The following is a 21165-nucleotide window of genomic DNA, read 5'->3' on the forward strand; positions in this document are numbered from 1 at the left end:
GTATAAGAAATTCTTAAAATCAAAGAAATTTCACGGTGATGTAACATGCTAAGATAAAAACGACAGAGCGGGATTAGGCAAAAGGCAACTCATTTCTGGAAGCGTTATCATTTTAAGGAGAGGCTGTGAATTGTATGTTCAAAAGGAAGCTGTTTTTTTTCATCGTTTTCATGTTGACGGTCGTAGTTCCTTCCAGCCTGATCGGAATAAGGACCGCTTATGCGGAGACCTTACCTTATCAGACGATTATCATCGATGACGGGAGTATCAAGATCAATGATGTTGTGACACCTGATGCGGGTAACGAGAACAATGGATATGCGGCTCCAAATTGGACTACAAGCACAGGGGTGAAGGGGTATGATCTTTCCAGCACCAAATATACGAGTACAGCAGGCAGAACGATAACATGGAATCCACGCTTGGAAGAAGGAACCGCGAAAATATCGTTCTATAAGCTGGATTGGGCGGATAAGGCTGATAGCAATGTAAAAATCGAAATTGTTCATAATGGAACAACGGATGTAGTCTTTATGGATCTAAGACCCTCATCTGGCGCTCCAGCAGGGTGGGTTGATTTGGGAGAGTACTATTTTTCTGGAGTTGGTGAAGAATTTGTTCAATTGACCCGGTCTACCGGCACCACAAACACGATCCTTACGCGCGCGGATGCGGTTAAGTTCGAAGGGAATATAAGGCAGAAAGAGCCACAAAAGACAATCATCATTGATGATGGGAGCCTCACAATTGATCATGTCGTCACTGTTGATTCAGGCAACGTCAGTAACGGGTTCTCCGCTCCTTATTGGACGACAAGTGCAGGAGTGAAGGGATACAATAATTCCAGTTCCAAATTTACAGACGCTGTAGGTAGAAGCATCACCTGGAATCCACGCTTGGAAGCAGGGACGACGAGAATATCGTTCTATAAGCTGGATTGGGCGGATAAAGCAGACAGTAATGTGAAAATTGAGATTGTTCATAACGGGATTACGGATGTTAAGTTTATGGATCTTAGACCTTCGTCAGGTCCATCGGTTGGATGGGTGGATCTGGGGGAGTATGAGTTTAGTGGTGATGATAGCGAATTTGTCAGGCTGACTCGAACGCAGCCTTCTACGGGTACAATTATTACGCGGGCTGATGCAGTCAAGTTCGAGGGGAATATCCGTCAACAAGCACCACCGCTGCCCCCGCTAAGAAGCCGTACTTTAGCTAATCTCAGTTACACAGAGAAAGGCAGCATCGAAAATGCTAATTACAAGGCAACCTTCTATGAGGCAGTATGGGATGAAGGTAAATCCATCGTTCGTGACATGTTCTACAAAAACACGGACACGGGAAACTGGATGCCAATCAATAATGAATCAGAACGACTTGAGGAGCAATGGGTTTTATTAGATGGGAATGCGGGGAGCCGAACCAATTATTATGATACGATGAACAAACGCTGGATTACATTTGACGGGGTCCATTTTCCAGACAGCCAGACGGCGGTATTAACCGATTCTACGCATGGCAGTGATTACGATTTTGAAGTGAACTGGTCCATGGCAGGGGATAAACCAGATGTTTCCTTTGCTTTTACGCCTCGCCGCGACGGCAATTATGTGATTGGATATCAGTCCTTCACAACAGAGGCAGTCTCGGGCATCAATGAAGTGTTAAATGGATTCAGGTCACATGCCAAAATGGTAGGTACGGTGGAATCAACAAGTTTAAGAGAGCTGAGCGCTCCGATGAGCCTGGTTGAGAAAAATGATGGTTCGGGAAATCCATTGACGTATGGTGTATTTGTACCTCCGGCAGAGCTTCCGGTTGAATTTGAACCGACGGGAGGCGTGACGAAACAACGGCTTGGCATGAGCCTGGTCAACAACGAAGGCAGTGTGCAGCCCATCCTTTACGCCCCTCAATTAGGGACTTATTCGCAAATGACCGCAGAAAGCACCTATCAATTTCATATGGGGCTAATCGCTCAAAAAAGCAATCTGTATGAGTCCTACGCGGATATACTTCGCAATGAGTACGATTATTCGGCATACCGGGAAAATGTTTCAGATCAGTCACTTACTGACGCAATGTTCAATATGATCGATCTGCTTAAGATAGAGCCACAAGGAGATGACTCTGTTGATTATGTCCCTTCACCCAGCGGGTGGTGGAGCCGTGCCAAGGGCTTTATTGATATCGAAAACGAGGATAGCGTCCGAACAAGCTCGAATGCGGTTCTGTTGGGGGCTTACTATTTGACGGGGGATGATCAACTTTACGATTCGAGAGCATTGCCGTCTGTCCAGTATGGCGTATCGCGAAATGGTATCGGTTGGTCGCCAACGCAGAAGAAAGTATACGGTGTGCCTTCCTTATGGAAAATGGCTACTCTGCCGTTTGATGTTTCAAGCGTAGCCGCTGTTAATCAGATGATGGGCACTTCGGCAGGCATTGGTGCACTCGCTCAGGAAGAGTACCTTGTGCGTGACCCGGATCAGAAAGACCGTGGGCCTGTCATTCAGCCCCTGATGATGTATCGGATGACGGGAGATGCGCAGTATTTGCAGGCTGCGAAGGATGCAGCCGACAGTTATATCACGCAACATATCGATACGCCAGCATCCATCGATGTGAGTAAAAATGAGTTCATTTATTATTATAGCAAGCTGTGGATGGAGATCTTGGAGCTATATGAGGAAACTCAGGATCCCAAATACTTGGATGCCGCCTATAAGGAAGCCAAACGGTATGCAACCATGTTTGTTGCTCGTCCAGTTCCTGAAGGTAACGTTACGATTCCTCAGCCGGAGACATATAATTACGCGGAGTCGTTCCATTGGCCGGAAAGTGGTAAATTTCAATATCCTAGGCTTAAGCTTCCCGAAGATATTGCCGGAGGGGTTCAAGCGGAGCGTTGGCTTGTTTCACCAAGCGGATTGACGTTTGAAGCAGGAAGTACAACCGGCTATTATCGGATGAATGCTCAGGAAGCTCCATTCATGCTGAGATTGTCGCTTTATACAGGGGATGAACTGCTGCAGGATATTGCTCATAATTCGGTTATTGGACGATATTCCAGTTATCCAGGTTATTATTATAAAGGCTTCGCCGTTAGCCAACTTGAACCGGACTTTCCTCTGGAAGGCCCAAGCGGGGCTACCTCCATCTATTATCACCATATTCCGGGGCAACTCGGGCAAACGATGGATTATTTGATCAGCGAACAATCATTGAAATCAAACGGGAGCATTACGTTTCCTTCTGTATTTGAAACGAATTTTTTATGGTTCAAATATCACCTTTATGGGAATAAACCAGGTCAATTTTATGGTAACTCCGACGTTTGGCTTTGGATGCCCAAGGGGATTATTAAGACCAACCATCCTCAATTAAACTGGATAACCGGTGAGAGCGGGGATAAATTCTACATCGGGTTAAGCAACGCATCGTCAGAAGAAGTTCAGACTCCAATTGAATTGAACGAACAAATTATTGGGTTCAACCCGGCACAAGATTACGCCGTAACGATCATCCGCGACAATGGCACACCAGAACAAGCAGTTATGACTGGTGGAATCATTCAAGCCACGGTTTCAGGCAAGGGCATCACAGCGATCATTGTAGAGGGACTCGATATTGATGTACCGCTGCATCAGGTCAAAACGGCAGATACATCGGATGCAAGTTATTTCTTTGATACACACAGTCCAATTGATGCGGTTAAAGGCATGCTGATCGTTAAGCCTGACGAAACAGTTTATGATGCTTATGTGCAGGCCAAAACAACGAAACCAGCGACAATCCATTATTCCCTGGATGGCGGGGCCACGTACACAACCGTGCCAGATACGATATACCCAATGGAATGGTCGATACGGGTGAATGATTTATCCCAGACCTTCACTTATTATGTGGAATCGGAGGGGAAACAGACCCGTAAACGGACACTCTATCTGCCGAATCAGGTATCGGAAACTCCAGTCCAACCCGATGGGCAGGATAGCTCAACCATCATCGTGGATAATACGGAGGCGGAGACAGATGGCGTCTGGATAAGGGATACGACGGCTAACGATTATTATTATGATAACTATGTGTATGCCAAATCTACGACCGGCACAGCGGCAAGCAAAATGAGATGGCGGCCTGAGCTGCCGGAAAGTGTCACTTACAGTGTGTATTACAAGATTCCGCAAATCACGGCTGCGAGTGAAAATTGGGCAACAAATGCCTCATTTACCGTTTATCATAGCGGCGGCTCCGAGACGGTGACAGTTGATGAGACAACAGCGAATGGTACTTGGGTTCACCTGGGGGATTATCCTTTTGCTGCAGGCGATAGCGGGTACGTGGAATTAACCAATAAGGCCAATAAGTCCAGAGTCGTTGCCGATGCAATCATGTGGGTGGATCCAAACCGGATACCGCAATTGGAGTCTGCTGTGATCCTGTCCGATCGGAACGAGCTGCAGATGACTCAAACCGCACAACTGAGCGTAACCGGTTATTTGGATAACGGTTTGGTCGGTGATCTTACACAGGCCGATGTGCAGTATTTCGTTGATCGTACGGATCTGGCCGAAGTGAATAACAGTGGGTTGTTGACTCTTCTTAATCTCGATGGGGACACGGATCACATTGAGGTATGGGCTACTGTCACGATTGACGGAGTGACCTTAACCACAGCCCCTTTGAATATCACGATCAGGGACCTAACGGTTATCGTCGATAGTACAAATACAACGGGGTTATACACCACAGAAGGGTCATGGAGCCAAAGCAATTTAGCCGGATACAAAATTGGGGTTAAATCCCGCTATTCAACAGTTCAAGGCTCATCAGCAACGTGGAAAGGCGAGTTTCCAGAGGGGAAATATACGGTCTCGATCTACAAACTTGTCCATACGACCGCAAACGATAACAATGTCAAAGTGGAAGTGAAGCATAAAACGGGTACCAAGGTCACCTATATGGATGCAACGGTCGGCTCATCGGGTTGGGTTAATCTGGGAACGTTCGACTTTGCGGGTGACGGCAGCGAGTATGTCCGGTTAACCAGAGTTACGCCTACAACGGTAGACCCACCAACGCTTCCTGCGGATATGATCTATACGAGGGTTGACGCAGTTATGTTCGAACGGCATTCTGATGATTCGGAGCTGCTTGCCAATGAGGTGCAAGGTGAACCGACACTTTCTGAATAAGGGCACTGAATTATGAATGGAAGTGGAACAACGGTAAGTGATGTTATACAAATGAGTGTAAAATAACGCTAAGAGCCGAGTGGATCAAGACGATCCATTCGGCTCTTTATGTCTAGGTGCAAAAAAGTGTGTTTACAAGGAAATACAGTCGGCAACCTTCCTCTTACCACCCATTAATCACTTAAGTTTGCCAAATCCAACTTTTTTGGATGCTCGTAAAAAAATTGCCGCTTTCAGATTATGTTTCGTCACACTCAAAACGTTTCTCTAGACCCACACAAATCTTCAATGGTACCATCATACACGTGCTTGAATTGAAGTTTGCAGGAGGATATCATGTGGATCAACTTAAATACGATAATCTAAAGCTGGGGGAGCGCGGAGCTATCATCAGCATTATCGCCTACATATGTTTGACCGTATTAAAACTGATCGTTGGCAATATGGCCGGATCAGAAGCGCTCAAGGCGGATGGATTAAACAATGCCACCGATATTGTGGCCTCAATAGCTGTACTGATCGGTTTGAAGCTTGCCCAACGTCCAGCCGACACAGATCATACATATGGTCACTGGAGAGCAGAGACCGTTGCGTCACTTGTTGCTTCTTTCATTATGATGGCAGTAGGTTTACAAGTACTGTTTGAAGCCATTGGTTCTGTGTTTCAGGGTACACATGAATCTCCGGATATCATCGCTGCGTACACAGGCATTTTCTGCGCAATTATAATGTATCTGGTCTATCGCTATAACAAGAGACTTGCTTCCCGTATTAAAAGTCAGGCGGTCATGGCTGCAGCTCGAGATAATATCTCCGATGCCTGGGTGAGCACCGGTACGGTCATTGGGATCGTGGGTTCCCAGTTCGGTCTCCCGTGGCTGGACCCTGTAACGGCTGTCATCGTAGGTTTCCTGATCTGCAAGACCGCTTGGGACATTTTCAAGGAAGCCACGCATCATCTGACGGACGGTTTTGATGTTGAACTGATTCAGGAGTACAAAAAGACGATTGCCGGAATTGACAGCGTAGAGACGGTTAAAGACGTTAGAGCGCGGAACTATGGCAATAACGTTGTAGTGGATGTTGTCATAACAGTTGATGCAGAGCTGGATCTTCAACAAGCACACGATATCTGTACAGACGTGGAGAATGAGTTAATGGAGGAGCATGACGTATACACCGTTCACGTTCATGTGGAACCTGATATGTTGGAAGAGTGCATTTGATATCAAGATGCTATGATAAAAGAAAAACTCGGCAAAGCAAAAACCAGTGAAATGTAATTCATTCACTGGTTTTTGCTGATTTCAATTTTCATCTTTAAAAGAGTACGGGCGTTATTTATCCATACCGGAGTAAAAGTGTATCACTTGGTATACCTCAAAAGTTTACTGTAACCATAAGCAAGAACAAATGGCAGGAGGTATGACAAAAAGGTCCAAAGAATGTTCCATCCATTAAAATAAATGACATGCCCCAGCATTTTGGCAACCCATTCGATTAATGTCAGCGACAATGATGCAACAAGAATCGCCAACCATGGCTTGGCACCTTTGACGATAATGGCATACATCATCAAGCAGCCGGCAATCGGATAGATTCCAAGATCCATTGGAAGAGCAGCCAAGGATTGATTATGAGTATTCGGAAGAATATTCCAGAAGTAATTAAACCCGATATTGTTGATGGATGCTGCTACAGCCACACCAAGTGGATAATATAGAATAAGGATTGTAAAGTTCCGACGCAGAATCCATACACCCAATATAATGGGAATGACCATACCCAGCAGAATGTTTCCTAACATGCAATTGTCCTCCAAAGCTTGTTACTTCTATAGCTCACAATAAGCTGCATCACTCCGTTGTTTTTTCCTCCAGAAGACGATCGACCTTATCTGTGAGTGCATCCAATTTTTTGTCATAATGCTTGTACGTATAGAACCCAATGACTGCTTTGACTGCAAAAAAGAGCACCGCAGCAATGACAATGAGAATATAGTTGTGGGCAAGCTGCCTTAACCATTCGTTAACTGCATTTATCGGATTTCTCTCCCTTCAATGCGAGCGGTTTTGTATAAGGTAACCAACTCCATGGGATATAATGCATATTAGCAAATTCGGAACAGGCATGCTCTTGCATTCGTCTGGCATCGTACGCCTTACTCGAAGTGAATGGACAAGTTTCGGTCATGAAAAAAGCCAAGTATAGAACGGCTACGGTTGAGGTTGTTCATAAAAAGGTAGAGTGGCATATCAATAAGGATTTTATGAAAAAAATCCCTTCTCTTCGGATGAAAGAAGAGAAGGGATGATCGTAAACTATTGAATTATTATCGAATTATTGGTGTTTGCTGAGAATATCGAATATGACCTTGGCATTATCTGTGTTGTCGATCAAACCAGCGAAGCGATGACTTGCCGGGCCGTAGGCATAGACCGGAACATCTTCACCTGTATGTCCACCTGTTGTCCAGCCCGTAAATGAACGGTTATCAATAATCGCTTCAATGGCATTATCAATCTTTGTTACATCCGCGGTTTGGGCTGCTTCTTTCACCGATTGAATCTCTTCCGGTTTCAACTCCAGTTTCAGATAACTTTTTAGTGTTTCTTCAACCGAAGCACCTTTTGCAATTTGTGCTGCCATGAAGTCAGGTGTACGCAGTGCAGCTTTGATCGGGTCTACGAAGAAGTTGTATTCTCCGTCTTTTCCCAGGGTAAGTCCGCCCGTGGAGTGGTCGGCAGTAGCAACGACAAGTGTTTCACCGTCTTTTTTGGCAAAATCAATAGCTGCCTGAAATGCTGCTGCGAAATCATCCATTTCACTCATCGCACCAACGATATCATTATCATGTCCAGCCCAGTCGATCTGGCTGCCTTCGACCATTAGAAAGAATCCTTTGTCATTCGAACTGAGACGATCAATCGCTGTATTGGTCATCTCAGCCAATGATGGAGTTGCAGCACTACGATCAATCAACTTGTCCAGACCTCCGTCCGCAAACAGTCCAAGCACTTGTTGATTCTTATCAGCAAGGAGAGAGGAACGATCCGTGACATAGCTGAATCCGGCCTTCTGAAACTCCTTCGTCAGGTCACGACCCTCGCGTACAAAATTGGATTTCCCTCCACCCAGAAGTACATCCACCTTATGCTTGCCATTAATCAACTCATCATAATAATCGTCCGCAATTGCATCCATATTTTTTCGACTGATATCATGGGCACCAAATGCAGCTGGTGTGGCATGAGTGATCTCCGACGTAGCCACGAGTCCGGTGGCTTTGCCGTTTTCTTTGGCCTGCTCAAGTACGGTTTTGACTTCCTTCTGCTCAGGGTCAACCGCAATGGCCGCATTGTAGGTTTTTACACCTGCCGACATGGCCGTGGCTGCGGAAGCGGAATCCGTCACATTTTGTTTATCATCATCAGGATAAGTCATTTGTGCTCCAACAAGATAAGGGTCGAATACGGTTTTATCCATGCCCTTCGTCGAAGGATCATCTTTCATATAACGGTAGGCTGAAGTATAAGAGGTCCCCATTCCATCCCCAATGAGGAAGATGATATTCTTGATTTGTTTTTTCTCCACACTTACAGCTTGAACGGCACTTGCTTGTCCGGCGGACAAGAGAGTAGAAGCCGATACAGCCAGAGTCAGCGCTACCGCTGGTAATACTCTTTTGGATAATTTCACAATGATTCCTCCTCATAATATCTCAACAACAAAAATGAATGTATGAATCTATATTCATTTGTTCATCATTAAAAAGGTTAGCATTTATTTGTAAATGAAAACCAAGAACTTTGTATACCTGAGGTAAAATAAATAAGGCGATAACTTTATTCCTTTGCATGAGGAGCAAGTCAAACATTCCAATCAGGGCAATATGTTTCCGCCGAAAGATTCACATGATCTGCAACATACGAGGTTATAAAAATATACTCATTCCGCTGTTTTTGAAGTATGATACAACATAAGTAGAACGCTTTCATTTTTATATTACTGTTAATATAAAGTCAATTTCATTTCAGGAGGCTCTTGACCATTGATCAAAACAACTCCAACTTATGATGGGTATCTCTTTGTACATTTTATTGGCGAACAACCAGACGGAGAGCAGGTTTATTTCTCATATAGCGAGGATGGTCTTCACTGGAAGGACCTTAATGGCGGCTCGCCTGTGCTGTTTTCCGACCTTGGAGAAAAGGGGGTACGGGACCCGTTTCTGGTTCGTTCAGTTAAGGATAATAAATTTTATCTGATTGCTACGGATCTCCGCATCGCAAGCGGCAAAGGATGGGCTCATGCCGTTAATGCCGGGAGCCGTGACGTAATTGTATGGGAATCCAGCAATCTCGTAAACTGGTCATCCCCATGGAACGTTACACTAGGTGTTGAGGGCGCTGGATGTGTCTGGGCACCAGAAGCTGTGTATGATGAAATGGCAGATGAGTTTCTTGTATTCTGGGCTTCTGCGACGCAGGAACCTCAGGAGCAAGAACGAAAGCAAAAAATATACACCGCTCGCACAAAAGACTTTCGTACGTTCTCCGCATCGGAAAAATACATTGAACGGGATAATCATATTATTGATACAACGATTCTTCCTGCGGCTGGCTGTTACTATCGATACTCCAAGGATGAAACAACCAAAAACATACGGGTAGAAAAAGGAGACTCTCTCGACAAAGAGGCGTTTGTTACGCTTCAAGCTCCGGTACTGGAGGCTATGGCAGGTGTGGAGGGACCTCAAATCTTTAAATTCAATGACCGGGAGGAATGGTGCCTGATTGTTGATCGATTTGCTGAAGGCAAGGGTTATCTTCCTCTGCTGACTACAGATCTGGGAAGCGGAGAATTCCGAATCGTCCCTGATGGTGAATTCGATATGGGAACGACTCAGAAGCGGCATGGAAGTGTCCTGCCCATCACAGCTGAGGAGTGCAGTCGGCTTCTTGCGGCTTTTGGGGATGGTCATCAGGTGCTTCCCGGACAATATGCCGATCCTGATGTCGCACAGTTTGGGGATCGTTACTATATGTATCCAACAACAGATGGCTTCGAGGGGTGGTCGGGGACACAGTTCAAGGTGTTTTCTTCTTCAGACCTGAAGCATTGGCAAGATGAAGGTGTTATCCTTGATCTGGGAACAGAGGATGTAGCCTGGGCAACCGGTAATGCCTGGGCGCCGGCAATTGCCAGCCGTAACGCGAAGTTCTATTTTTATTTCTGTGGTAAAATGCGGAACGGAGAGAGTGCCATTGGCGTTGCTGTAGCAGATACACCGATTGGTCCATTCCTGGCCGAGTCGCAGCCTTTAATCACAATGGAGCAGTTGAAACGTCTGGGCATTACTATGGGCCAGGCTATTGATCCCTCTATCTATGTCGAAGATAATGGAAAGTCGTATCTGTTATTTGGCAATGGACATGCTGCCATTGTGGAGCTCGGTGAAGACATGATAAGTGTCGTAGAGGACACAATGAGCAATCTGGCGGGCTTGCATGATTTTCGTGAGGCTGTAACCGTGTTGAAGCAGGGTGGACTATACCACTTTACATGGTCCTGTGATGATACAGGCAGCGAAGACTATCATGTGAATTACGGTACGGCAGAGCAGCTATATGGTCCAATCACCTATCGATACCCAATCCTGAGCAAAAATGTGGAGAAGGGCATGCTGGGCACAGGTCATCACTGTATATTTAATGATTCCGAAACGGGTCAATACCAGATTGCCTATCATCGTTTTGTAACACCACTGTCCAGATTTTCCTCTGGAAAGGGGTATCACCGCGAAATATGTATGGACCCGCTTCTTTTTGGTAAGGACGGACTGATTCAGCCTGTTATACTCTAACATAAGCCGTTCAATTGAATCGCTATCTATAATAAAGGCCTGATACAAACATAAATGCCTGTCAAATATCGCTTTAGCGGTTTTGGCAGGCATTTTTATCATCCACCTGAAACAAATCAAAGCCGTAGGGTTGAGCGGGTATCAAACATATTGAACGCGTTCATTCGAGAATACATTTGACATAAGAATCAATAAATCGTATTATTACGATATAACGATTTAGGAGGAATACTTTTGAACACTCCCGCTTTTGACAGCAATAACATTAAACAGTTCGATGAACCAGCTAATCTGCTGAAAGCTTTGTCTCACCCCATTCGTTTATGCATTGTGCGGGGACTGATGATGAAAAAAAAATGTAATGTCTCTTATATGCAGGAATGTCTGGATCTTCCCCAATCAACAGTCTCACAACACCTCCAGAAGCTTCGTAGTGCAGGTATTGTTGCTACGGAGCGGAATGGACTTGAAGTGAACTATGTGCTTGCCGATCAACGGGTTGAACAGATTATTAAAACTTTATTTGAAAAGGATGATTGTGAATCATGAGCAAAAAAGTACTTATTGTTGGCGGTGTAGCTGGAGGTGCTTCTGCAGCTGCACGTCTTCGCCGTCTGGATGAACATGCCGAAATTATTATCTTTGAGAAGGGACCCTATATCTCATTTGCCAATTGTGGCTTGCCTTATTATATAGGTGGCACAATCGATGATCGAGAGCGTCTGCTGGTGCAGACGCCAAAAGGGATGGCAGATCGCTTTCGTATCGATGTGCGTACAAGAAGTGAGGTCGTAGCTATTGATTCGCAGAAGCGAGTGGTTAAGATACAGTCTCAGGAGCGCGGTGCATATGAAGAAAGCTATGACGAGTTGATATTGTCACCAGGTGCAAAACCGATGATTCCCGATCTGCCGGGTAAGGACAATCCACTAATTTATACCGTACGAAGTATTCCAGATATTGATCGGATCAAAGAACAGGTAAGTTCTTCTAACAACAAGTCTTCGATCGTCATAGGCGGTGGATTTATTGGCGTGGAAATGGCTGAGAATTTAAAGGAAGCTGGTCTGGATGTAACGCTGATTGAGGGGAACGCACAAGTACTCACACCATATGATACCGAGTTAGCAGCCGCATTGGCACAGGAAATGGAGAATCATGGTGTAAACCTGCTGTTTTCCAAGCGTGTTCAGGGATTCCATTCCCTAGAGCAGGGCATAGGAGTTGAACTTGCAGATGGTCATACGCTGACTGCTGACATGGTTATTCTTGCGATAGGCGTAACACCGGACACCTATTTTTTGAAGGATAGCGGCGTTTCGCTGGGTGCACGTGGACATATTATCGTAAATGAAGCTTTAGAAAGCAGTGTGCCACATATCTATGCTGTTGGGGATGCGATCGAAGTAACCGAAACCATTCATGATACGAAGGCAACGATACCACTTGCCGGACCTGCCAACAAACAAGGTCGTATTGTTGCCGACCGTATCGCAGGGCTTCCTTCTACCTATAAAGGAACACAAGGTACGTCCATTATCAAAGTATTTGGAATGACCGCAGCCACGACAGGCAGTAATGAAAAAACACTGCAACGTCTCGGCGTGGAATATCAAACCGTTATTGTACACCCTGCTTCTCATGCATCTTATTGTCCGGGTTCAAGCGCGATTACTCTTAAACTGCTGTTTACTCCGGAAGGTAAAATTTTGGGCGCACAAGCAGTCGGTTATGACGGAGTGGATAAACGAATAGATGATATTGCTGTAGCCATTCATTTTGGAGGGCATGTCCGGGATTTGACAGAGCTTGAACTGAGTTACGCACCACCTTATTCTTCTGCCAAAGATCCCGTGAATATGGCTGGATATGCGGCAGAGAATATGATCACCGGACGTGTTCAGACGTTCACCTATAATCAACTGGCTGATCGTCAGGCGGGGCAGTCCATACTTCTGGATGTTCGCAGTGAAATCGAGCATCAAAATGGTCATATTCCGGATTCACTCTCTATTCCAGTTGATGAGCTTCGTCAACGTTTAGATGAATTAGACCGATCCAAAGAGATCTGGCTATACTGTCAAGTCGGCTTACGTGGTTATACAGCTTCGCAAATTTTGCGTCAGCATGGTTTTAGCGTAAAAAACCTGAGTGGTGGTTATAAAACTTACCGTCAAGCCCAGTTTAAGCCTGCTCCATTTACTGCTACAAAACAAGAGCAGCATGATCCTGGGATAGACGCTAACGATAAGGAGTCTATTCCCACTGACTCAATACAGCCGCAACGTATTGATCATGAGTTGAACGTATGCGGATTAAGTTGTCCTGGTCCCCTGATTCAGGTTAAGCAGAAAATGGATCAACTCTCAAACGGAGAAACCCTTCGTGTGAAAGCTTCCGATCCAGGCTTCTATGAAGATGTCAAAGCATGGGCCACGATGTCGGGTTCCACAATCTTGCAGTTGGAAAGAATGAAAGGCGGTACGATTGAGTCTGTCATTGCTAAAAATACAGCACAACCCGTATCGGAGGCCCCAATCAGCGATCCTAATCCTGCCAGCACGATGGTTGTCTTCAGTGGTGATCTGGATAAAGCGATCGCTTCACTCATTATTGCAAATGGGGCCGCAGCCAGTGGTCGGAAAGTAACCCTATTTTTCACGTTTTGGGGATTGAGCATTATTCGCAAGCAGCAGCCGCAGAAGTTATCCAAAACCATGATCGGCCGTATGTTTGATATGATGTTACCTCGCGGTAGCCAGAAGCTTGGCATGTCCAAAATGAATATGCTTGGAGCAGGCCCGAAGATGATCCGTGGTTTGATGAAAAAACATCATGTGCCTTCATTGGAAGAATTGATTGAGAGCGCAATTGCACAAGGAGTAGAGATCGTTGCCTGCCAAATGTCCATGGATTTAATGGGAATTCAGCGCGAAGAACTAATAGACCAAGTCAAAATTGGTGGTGTCGGTTACTATCTTGGACAAGCATCACAAGCCAATCATAATCTGTTTATTTAAAAATTAGTAATGCTGAACAGTTAAATTAAATGAGTACCGAGAAGATGCCACCATGCGTGGCATTTTTTTGTTCAAAAAAAATGAACGTTTCATTCAGAAACGGTTCTTTGACTTACCCATAACAGAAACATAGAGTGATGACAAGGACGGTGGTTGATTTTAGCTAGGCAAATGAGAAGCATATACACCCTTGACTTTCCCCTGTACGGGAAACTATATACTCGCATTATGTTAAAAGATTGGAGATGATATGTTGTTCAAAATCAGTGCGTTTTCCAGGCTAAGTAGGGTCTCATTAAAAACACTGCGTTATTATGACCAGATTGGCATACTTAAGCCGAGAAAGGTAGATCACGATACGGGTTACCGTTACTATTCCGCAGATCAGCTTCTCGAGCTCAACCGAATCTTCATTTATAAAGAATTGGGGTTCACGTTGCCACAAATCACACAGCTGTTACAGGAACATATTACATTGGAGAATATTCAAGGCATGTTTAAGCTAAAAAGAAGCGAAATTCAGCAGATTATCGATACGGAACAAGCCAAACTCGTCCGAATTGAGGAACGCATGCAGCTTTTAGAGGAAGAGGGGCACGTTGAAACCGGGCAAGAAATCCGAATCAAAGAGGAAGGTGCTCGGCAGTTTCTTTTTCAGACAGGGTGCGGGAGGGAAGAGGAGATCCCGAGTTTATTTCGTCAGTTTGATCAGTCATTAACAAAAGAAATGCGCCAACTGATCGACGGACCTCAAGTTGTTTTGTGGAAAGAAATCGCAGGACAAGAGGAAGCGTTCGAGTTTGAAATAGGTTACTTCTTAAGCTGTGAGCTGCGATCACCTCCCGACCCATTTCAACTGCGGACTCTTCCTGCTGAGCCCATGATGGCCACCATAGCTTATCGTTCCAATGCCACCTTTGCCTGTAAAGCCTGTGTTCATCTAGCTACATGGATTGAGAAGAATAACTATCAGATTAAGGAAAACGAGTCTGGTAGGGAACTGTACTTACCCTTATCTCAAGAACAAGATGCACAATTGATAGAAATACAAATCCCCATACTAAATAGATAACTGTAGAAGACGGAGTGGAGTAAATTGAAAAATAAATGGATTATATATATCTTGGCATTGGCTGTTTTTCTGATCGGAACCCTTGAATACATTATTACAGGAGTCATAGAAATGATCGCCTCAGACTTGAGTGTATCTACTTCCGAAGTGGGTTTACTGGTGACTGTATTCGCTCTGGCAGCGGCCATTATCGCTCCGATTCTCATTGCAATTACAATAAATATGGATCGCAAGAAGTTACTGTTGTCCGCCCTCAGTGTGTTTATTGCCAGCAACGGACTTATGCTTGTTGACCTTTCTTACGAAACTTTACTATGGGTGCGAATTATTCAAGGGGCTAGCGGAGGAGTGGCTACCGTAGTAGCAATGGCCGTATCGACACGACTGGTTGAAAAAGAAAAAAGGGGCAATGCCATCGGCATCATTTTGATGGGGCTAAGCAGTTCGCTAGTGCTCGGTGTCCCATTGGGCACATTTTTTAGTGAAATGTTTGGGTGGAGGGTTCTATTTATATTCATTGGATTGTTAAGTGTTCTTCCATTACTTATTATCTACAAAAAGGTTCCGGCAATCAAAGAGGAAGAAAAGATCACCCTCAGAATGCAGCTCTCCATTTTAAAAAATCCACTCATACTGACTGCCTTGCTTATTACATTATTGTATATCGGCGGCTATTCGACACTGTTCACGTACATTACGCCTTTCTTACAAGCTACGTCTTCTCTTTCCATGACCGAGATAAGCGGTGTTCTGTTTCTCGCAGGAATTTGCAGCTTTGTCGGATCAAAAGTGGGCGGACAATTGGCAGATGCAAAGGGATCAAAGTTTACAATTTGTCTAGGCCTTCTGTTACAAGGCATAACTCTTCTTTTGTTTGCTCTAGCTGGAGTTAATCTTATGATGTTAATCTTGGTTTTAATGATTTTTATGTTGGCAACGTGGAGCATATCTCCGGCCCAGCAACTATATCTGGTTACACTGGCACCTCGTAATCCTGACATTGCCCTTAGCGTAAATACATCATTTATCCAATTTGGTTTTGCACTGGGATCTGGATTAGGTGGGATTGTGATCAGTCGTACATCTGTCCTGTACTTAAATTGGTTGGGGTTTGGAGCTGTAGGAATTGCTTTACTTCTTGCCATACTGCTATTTAAGAAATCGAGAAGCAGAACTGGAACTCCAGATCCAGTGTAATTTCAATGATGGGTAATTCTTGCTTATGAGTAAAATAAAAAGAGGATCTCTTCAGCATTCACTGCTCAAGAGATCTTTTTGGCGTATAACAAAGTTATAACGAGAATCACGTGTGTTTTGCGTATCACAATATGATAATTGATCAATCATGCTTGAGAATATGTCATTGCATCATACAGTCTAAAACCTTAACTTAAAATGAAAGCAGAGAACGCTAACAACCTCGATGACGTTTATACCGATTGAATGGCTAAGGTATGTGTAAACGCCCATTGGACAGAGTGGGAATTTTTCCATTGATCTAAGTACATCCCCCTTAAAAGTGAGATTTATATCCCAACTCTGTTAAGTCCCGGGACACCTTCATGTCGTTTGTGAAACTGTTTAGGCGAGGAACCTGTCATTTGTTTGAACTGCCTGCAAAAATGCTCAACATTACGGTAACCGCATCGATCGGCAATCTCTGCAACCGTATACAAATGATGTCTGAGATATTCTTTGGCCAAACGTATTCTGCTATGAATAACATCCTCCATACACGAGAGGCCAAACGATTTCTTGTACATCAACTGCAAGTACCCCGGACTGACGTTTATGATCTTCGCCATTTCTGATATTGTCCAAGGATGGCTGGGATGGTTATGAATTGCTGTTCGAAGCTTCAACAGAGGATAGTGCTGAGGACTAATATCCTCTTGGACACAAGACTCAAGCAATTTATTGAACAAGGTTCGCAGCAAGCAATTGATGGATGATTCCCGGTAATCGTTCTGAAAAGAATGCTCTGCAACAAGCAATTGGAACAGTTTATGACAGTATTCCGGATCATCCAGTGGGAAAGGTCTGCCTGGCGGAAGGGAGGTATCGGTTACAAACGGTTCATCACTTTCAAAACGAATCCAATCATTTATATAGCGCTCTGAACAAGCCCGATAATATATTTTTTGATACGGTTTGAAAAGTACAGCACAATGAGCCGGGTATTCCTTAAGTTGTCCATCAACCCAAAACTGGGCAGGGGTCTGTGTAATGACTAATAACCAGGCATCATGCCCTTCAGGGATATCAAAAACAAAATGATTCTGATGTACCGCGTCACATTCAACGTAAAAAATAGATGTCATGGTTCTTCCCCTTTATCTTTAAGTTGTAGAAAAGAATAGTCAATACACTACTTAAGCTATTTTCTATTATACGAGAGTTATTTTCATTTCATAGAACGAATGTACTATTACGATGATATGAGGAGTGTAGCTGGAATGAACAAGCAGGGGTTCAACCCATATCTTCCATCCTGGGAGTACGTACCTGATAGTGAGCCTTATGTATTCAATGAAAGAGTGTATGTGTATGGTTCACATGACCGTTTTCACGGACATGCCTTCTGTCTGAACGATTATGTATGCTGGTCTGCACCCGTGAATGACCTTGGGAATTGGAGAAATGAAGGGGTGATCTACCGAAAAACAGATGACCCGTTGAATCCGAATGGCCATATGTGCTTGTATGCACCAGATGTTACGCTGGGTCCCGATGGGCGGTATTATCTGTATTATGTGCTCGATAAGGTACCCGTTGTTTCGGTGGCTGTATGTGATGCACCTGCCGGTAAATATGAATTCTATGGTTATGTACAATATGACGACGGCACTCGTCTGGGCGAAAGAGAAGGGGACGAGCCCCAGTTCGATCCCGGCGTGATGACTGAAGGACAGCACACTTATCTGTATACCGGCTTCTGTGCGGCTGGAGACCAATCAAGACATGGCGCGATGGCCACGATGCTAGGTCCGGATATGCTGACGATTGTGGAAGAACCCGTATTCGTAGCACCGAGCGAGCCTTACAGTGAGGGCAGCGGTTATGAGGGCCATGAATTTTTTGAGGCGCCTTCCATCCGGAAGAGAGGTGATACCTACTATCTGGTGTATTCCTCCATCGTTATGCATGAATTATGTTATGCCACCAGTCGATTTCCAAATAAAGGATTTACATATCAGGGCGTCATCGTAAGCAACTGTGATCTCCATATCGACTCCTACAAACCTGCTGACAAACCCATGTATTATGGAGGCAATAACCATGGCAGCATTGTGGAGATCAACGGAGACTGGTATGTCTTCTATCACCGTCATACCAATGGGGACGCATTCAACCGGCAGGGTTGTATTGAGAAGATATCTTTTGCAGAGGACGGCAGCATTCCTCAGGTGGAAATGACCTCCTCTGGTCCAAGTGGGAGACCGCTTGAAGGAAAAGGTGAGTACCCCGCATATATTGCATGTAATCTTTTGACCAAAGATGATCAGAAGTACACTGGAGGTTTCGGGGCAGGAGCCTGGCTGGACAGCCGCTTTCCAAAGATCACCCAGGATGGTAGAGACGGTGATGAAGAAGTCGGATATATCGCCAATATGGTTGAATCCGCAACGGCAGGTTTTAAATTCTTTGATTGCCGAGGAATTCGCCAGGTCTCGATCAAGGTACGGGGATATTGTCACGGGGTATTTGAGGTCAAAACTGCATGGGACGGTCCTGTCCTGGGTACAATCCCGGTACATTTCACCAATCATTGGAAACCCTATTCAGTCGAGATGACCATTCCGGATGGTATACAAGCTTTGTATTTTACGTACAGAGGTTCGGGAAGTGCAAGCCTTGCATCATTTATTTTAGCGTAATCCTCAAACACATGATCTGAGCAATCCAGACAAAACAAAGCAGCTGCTGGTCATCCAGTAGCTGTTTTGTTGACCGATCAGCCTATGCGGCTCAGACAATTGGTTTTTTTATGATTAAACTTTTAGTCATCCGCAACGTTGGCTTCTCCAGCCTGCTGCGAATGGCTACGATATTCGCTTGGCGCGATGCCTGTCCACCGCTTGAACTGGCGGCTGAAATGCGCATTGGTCTTATACCCAAGCATCATCGCAATATGGTCTATGTTCAGGTCGGTTTGTTTTAACAGCCGCTGCGCTTCGTTCAGAAGGGTTTCGGATAGAAACTTGCGTGGAGCGATGCCATATACCTGCCGAAAAATTCGATTAACCTGTGACGGGCTAACGCTCAGCGATTTGGCAATGTCCTGAATCCAGGTTCGCTCACTCTCCTGAATTTCCCCGTGAAGATGGATATATCTTACCGAATCCTCAATGTGCTCAGCAATCTGATGGGCAATAGTTTCTTTTCTCGACAACGTAACGGAAGCTTGCTGAGATAACTGGCCAACCAGGGAACCAAGCAGTTCAAACACTGCGGCATGTACCTTCATTTGTTTGGAGGAAGATAACGAGTTAGACAGATGCTCTGTAGCCAGACCATACAAGGTAGACAGGGAAGAGGAGAGCCCCAGAGCCAAATTCGAATTTGCCGGATAATAGATGTCTTTGCAACGGTTAAGTTCTCTGCAAAAGGATGTATCGTGTATGCTGAAATGCACGGAAAAATAAGTGAACCCCTCCGGTCCGGCTCCGGTGCAAGAGTGGGTCATACCCGGTCGGATGAACAGGAGGTCGCCAACCGACTGACGATAAGACTGCCCGTTGACCACCATGTTCATCTGCCCGTCCATCATCCAGTGAACTTCATACATGGAATGTTCATGAGACGGATAAGTCCAGCTGGAATCAACTTTTCTTGCATGCAGCCCCAATAATTGAAAAGACATGCGAACATCGGGTAGACGACCTAAATACACAGCATCCGAAAGCTTGGTCACAGCAAACCAACCCCCTTGTACGATTCTATATTCCAACATCCTGTCATCGGAGTGTCCTCGTAAATTATTTTCAGTTCAACGGATATAACCTCATCTTAACAGAAAAAAAATGCGTGAAAAGGGTAAATCGTCGGAGTGATTAGAACATCGTCATGAACCATAGCCGGTGCTATGGTAGTATTATCAACCCGATGGGGAAAAATGGAGGCAAGCTTGAATGAGAATTATTCGATTTCTGGACGGACAACAGAAGTGGCTGGCAGCCGTTACGGATGATGAACAAGCGTATCGTTTGCCACAAGCAGATTTTATGACTTTGATCCATCAAGCAAGAAAGCAGGGGATTTCTCCAGTTCAACTTGTTGAAAGCGCTTTTAAACCGTCGAACAAGTTAACTGACGATTGGACTTCCCTGCATCTAATCACTCCATTGGAAGCTCCGGAAGTATGGGCGGCGGGTGTAACTTATCAACGCAGCCGCGAAGCGCGAAATTATGAAGCAACCGAAGGCAAGCTGGATGCAAAGACCTTTTACGATAAAGTTTATGATGCCGAAAGACCGGAGATCTTTTTTAAATCTACAGCTGCCCGCACCGTCGGGCCCAATGAGGCTGTCACACTTCGCAGCGATTCCAATTGGCAGATCCCGGAGCCTGAGCTGGGGTTAGTGCTTGCCGCGGATGGCAGCATTGTGGGATACATTGTTGGCAATGACATGAGCTGCCGCGATATTGAAGGGGAAAACCCGCTGTATCTGCCGCAAGCAAAAATGTGGCGCAATTCCTGCTCGATAGGTCCATCCATTCGTCTAGCGGAAACGGTGCAGGATCCATATGCGTTCAGCATCGTTTGCGAAATATATCGCGAAAGTGAAATAGTTGTCAAAAGCGAGGCAAGCACAAGTGAGTTAAACCGAAAACTCGATGAACTGGTCTCCTTTCTGGCCAGAGATAACGATTTGTTTGACGGTACGGTGTTATTGACAGGCACAAGCATCGTGCCACCCAATGATTTTACACTTGCACCCGGGGACCGCATTGAAATATCCATTAGCGATATCGGGACACTTATTAATCCAGTCATTTCAAACTAAT

General features: G+C 45.0%; 14 protein-coding genes. 10 read left to right on the forward strand and 4 right to left on the reverse strand.

Annotated features, from left to right (window positions below):
• Positions 1-170: 170 nt before the first annotated feature.
• Positions 171-5198: a hypothetical protein gene (locus MKY66_RS15530; RefSeq protein WP_339805150.1), complete on the forward strand. Its 5028-nt coding sequence runs from the start codon at positions 171-173 to the stop codon at positions 5196-5198.
• A gap of 338 nt (positions 5199-5536) precedes the next feature.
• Positions 5537-6424, forward strand: coding sequence for a cation diffusion facilitator family transporter (locus tag MKY66_RS15535; RefSeq protein ID WP_076210603.1), 888 nt, complete (start codon positions 5537-5539; stop codon positions 6422-6424).
• 140 nt (positions 6425-6564) lie between these two features.
• Here MKY66_RS15535 and MKY66_RS15540 read toward each other — a convergent pair whose 3' ends face one another.
• Entirely contained in the window at positions 6565-7005 is a 441-nt protein-coding gene (locus MKY66_RS15540; RefSeq protein WP_076210601.1) for a hypothetical protein, read from the reverse strand.
• Positions 7006-7389: 384 nt separating this feature from the next.
• Between MKY66_RS15540 and MKY66_RS15545 the strand changes: the two genes are divergently transcribed.
• Complete coding sequence (locus MKY66_RS15545; RefSeq protein ID WP_339805156.1) at positions 7390-7512, forward strand: hypothetical protein; 123 nt, start codon at positions 7390-7392, stop codon at positions 7510-7512.
• Between the two features lie 26 nt (positions 7513-7538).
• On the opposite strand, the gene MKY66_RS15550 is transcribed toward MKY66_RS15545, so the two are convergent.
• Entirely contained in the window at positions 7539-8897 is a 1359-nt protein-coding gene (locus MKY66_RS15550; protein WP_305956055.1) for an alkaline phosphatase, read from the reverse strand.
• 352 nt (positions 8898-9249) lie between these two features.
• Between MKY66_RS15550 and MKY66_RS15555 the strand changes: the two genes are divergently transcribed.
• From MKY66_RS15555 to MKY66_RS15575, 5 genes are all read left to right on the forward strand, one after another.
• A complete protein-coding gene (locus MKY66_RS15555; protein ID WP_076210595.1) occupies positions 9250-11064 on the forward strand; it encodes a family 43 glycosylhydrolase in 1815 nt (604 codons plus the stop codon).
• 234 nt (positions 11065-11298) lie between these two features.
• On the forward strand, positions 11299-11613 hold the full coding sequence (locus MKY66_RS15560) for a metalloregulator ArsR/SmtB family transcription factor (protein WP_036615511.1): 315 nt from the start codon (positions 11299-11301) through the stop codon (positions 11611-11613).
• Positions 11610-14084: an FAD-dependent oxidoreductase gene (locus MKY66_RS15565; RefSeq protein WP_076210593.1), complete on the forward strand. Its 2475-nt coding sequence runs from the start codon at positions 11610-11612 to the stop codon at positions 14082-14084. Before MKY66_RS15560 ends, MKY66_RS15565 begins: the two co-directional genes overlap by 4 nt.
• A gap of 253 nt (positions 14085-14337) precedes the next feature.
• On the forward strand, positions 14338-15156 hold the full coding sequence (locus tag MKY66_RS15570; RefSeq protein ID WP_076210884.1) for a helix-turn-helix domain-containing protein: 819 nt from the start codon (positions 14338-14340) through the stop codon (positions 15154-15156).
• 24 nt (positions 15157-15180) lie between these two features.
• Positions 15181-16353, forward strand: a complete 1173-nt coding sequence (locus MKY66_RS15575) for an MFS transporter (RefSeq protein WP_076210591.1) — start codon at positions 15181-15183, stop codon at positions 16351-16353.
• Between the two features lie 329 nt (positions 16354-16682).
• Here the strand turns inward: MKY66_RS15575 and MKY66_RS15580 are convergent, their stop codons facing one another.
• Positions 16683-17477: an AraC family transcriptional regulator gene (locus MKY66_RS15580; protein WP_076210589.1), complete on the reverse strand. Its 795-nt coding sequence runs from the start codon at positions 17475-17477 to the stop codon at positions 16683-16685.
• A 135-nt stretch (positions 17478-17612) separates the two neighbouring features.
• On the opposite strand from MKY66_RS15580, the gene MKY66_RS15585 reads away from it, so the two are divergent.
• Complete coding sequence (locus MKY66_RS15585; RefSeq protein ID WP_076210586.1) at positions 17613-19034, forward strand: family 43 glycosylhydrolase; 1422 nt, start codon at positions 17613-17615, stop codon at positions 19032-19034.
• A 122-nt stretch (positions 19035-19156) separates the two neighbouring features.
• Here MKY66_RS15585 and MKY66_RS15590 read toward each other — a convergent pair whose 3' ends face one another.
• Positions 19157-20071 carry an AraC family transcriptional regulator gene (locus tag MKY66_RS15590; RefSeq protein ID WP_076210584.1) on the reverse strand — a complete coding sequence of 305 codons (915 nt, stop codon included), beginning with the start codon at positions 20069-20071 and terminating at the stop codon, positions 19157-19159.
• 217 nt (positions 20072-20288) lie between these two features.
• Between MKY66_RS15590 and MKY66_RS15595 the strand changes: the two genes are divergently transcribed.
• Positions 20289-21164: a fumarylacetoacetate hydrolase family protein gene (locus MKY66_RS15595; protein ID WP_076210582.1), complete on the forward strand. Its 876-nt coding sequence runs from the start codon at positions 20289-20291 to the stop codon at positions 21162-21164.
• Position 21165 lies beyond the last annotated feature (1 nt).

Source organism: Paenibacillus sp. FSL R5-0766 (assembly GCF_037971845.1).
Classification (GTDB): domain Bacteria; phylum Bacillota; class Bacilli; order Paenibacillales; family Paenibacillaceae; genus Paenibacillus.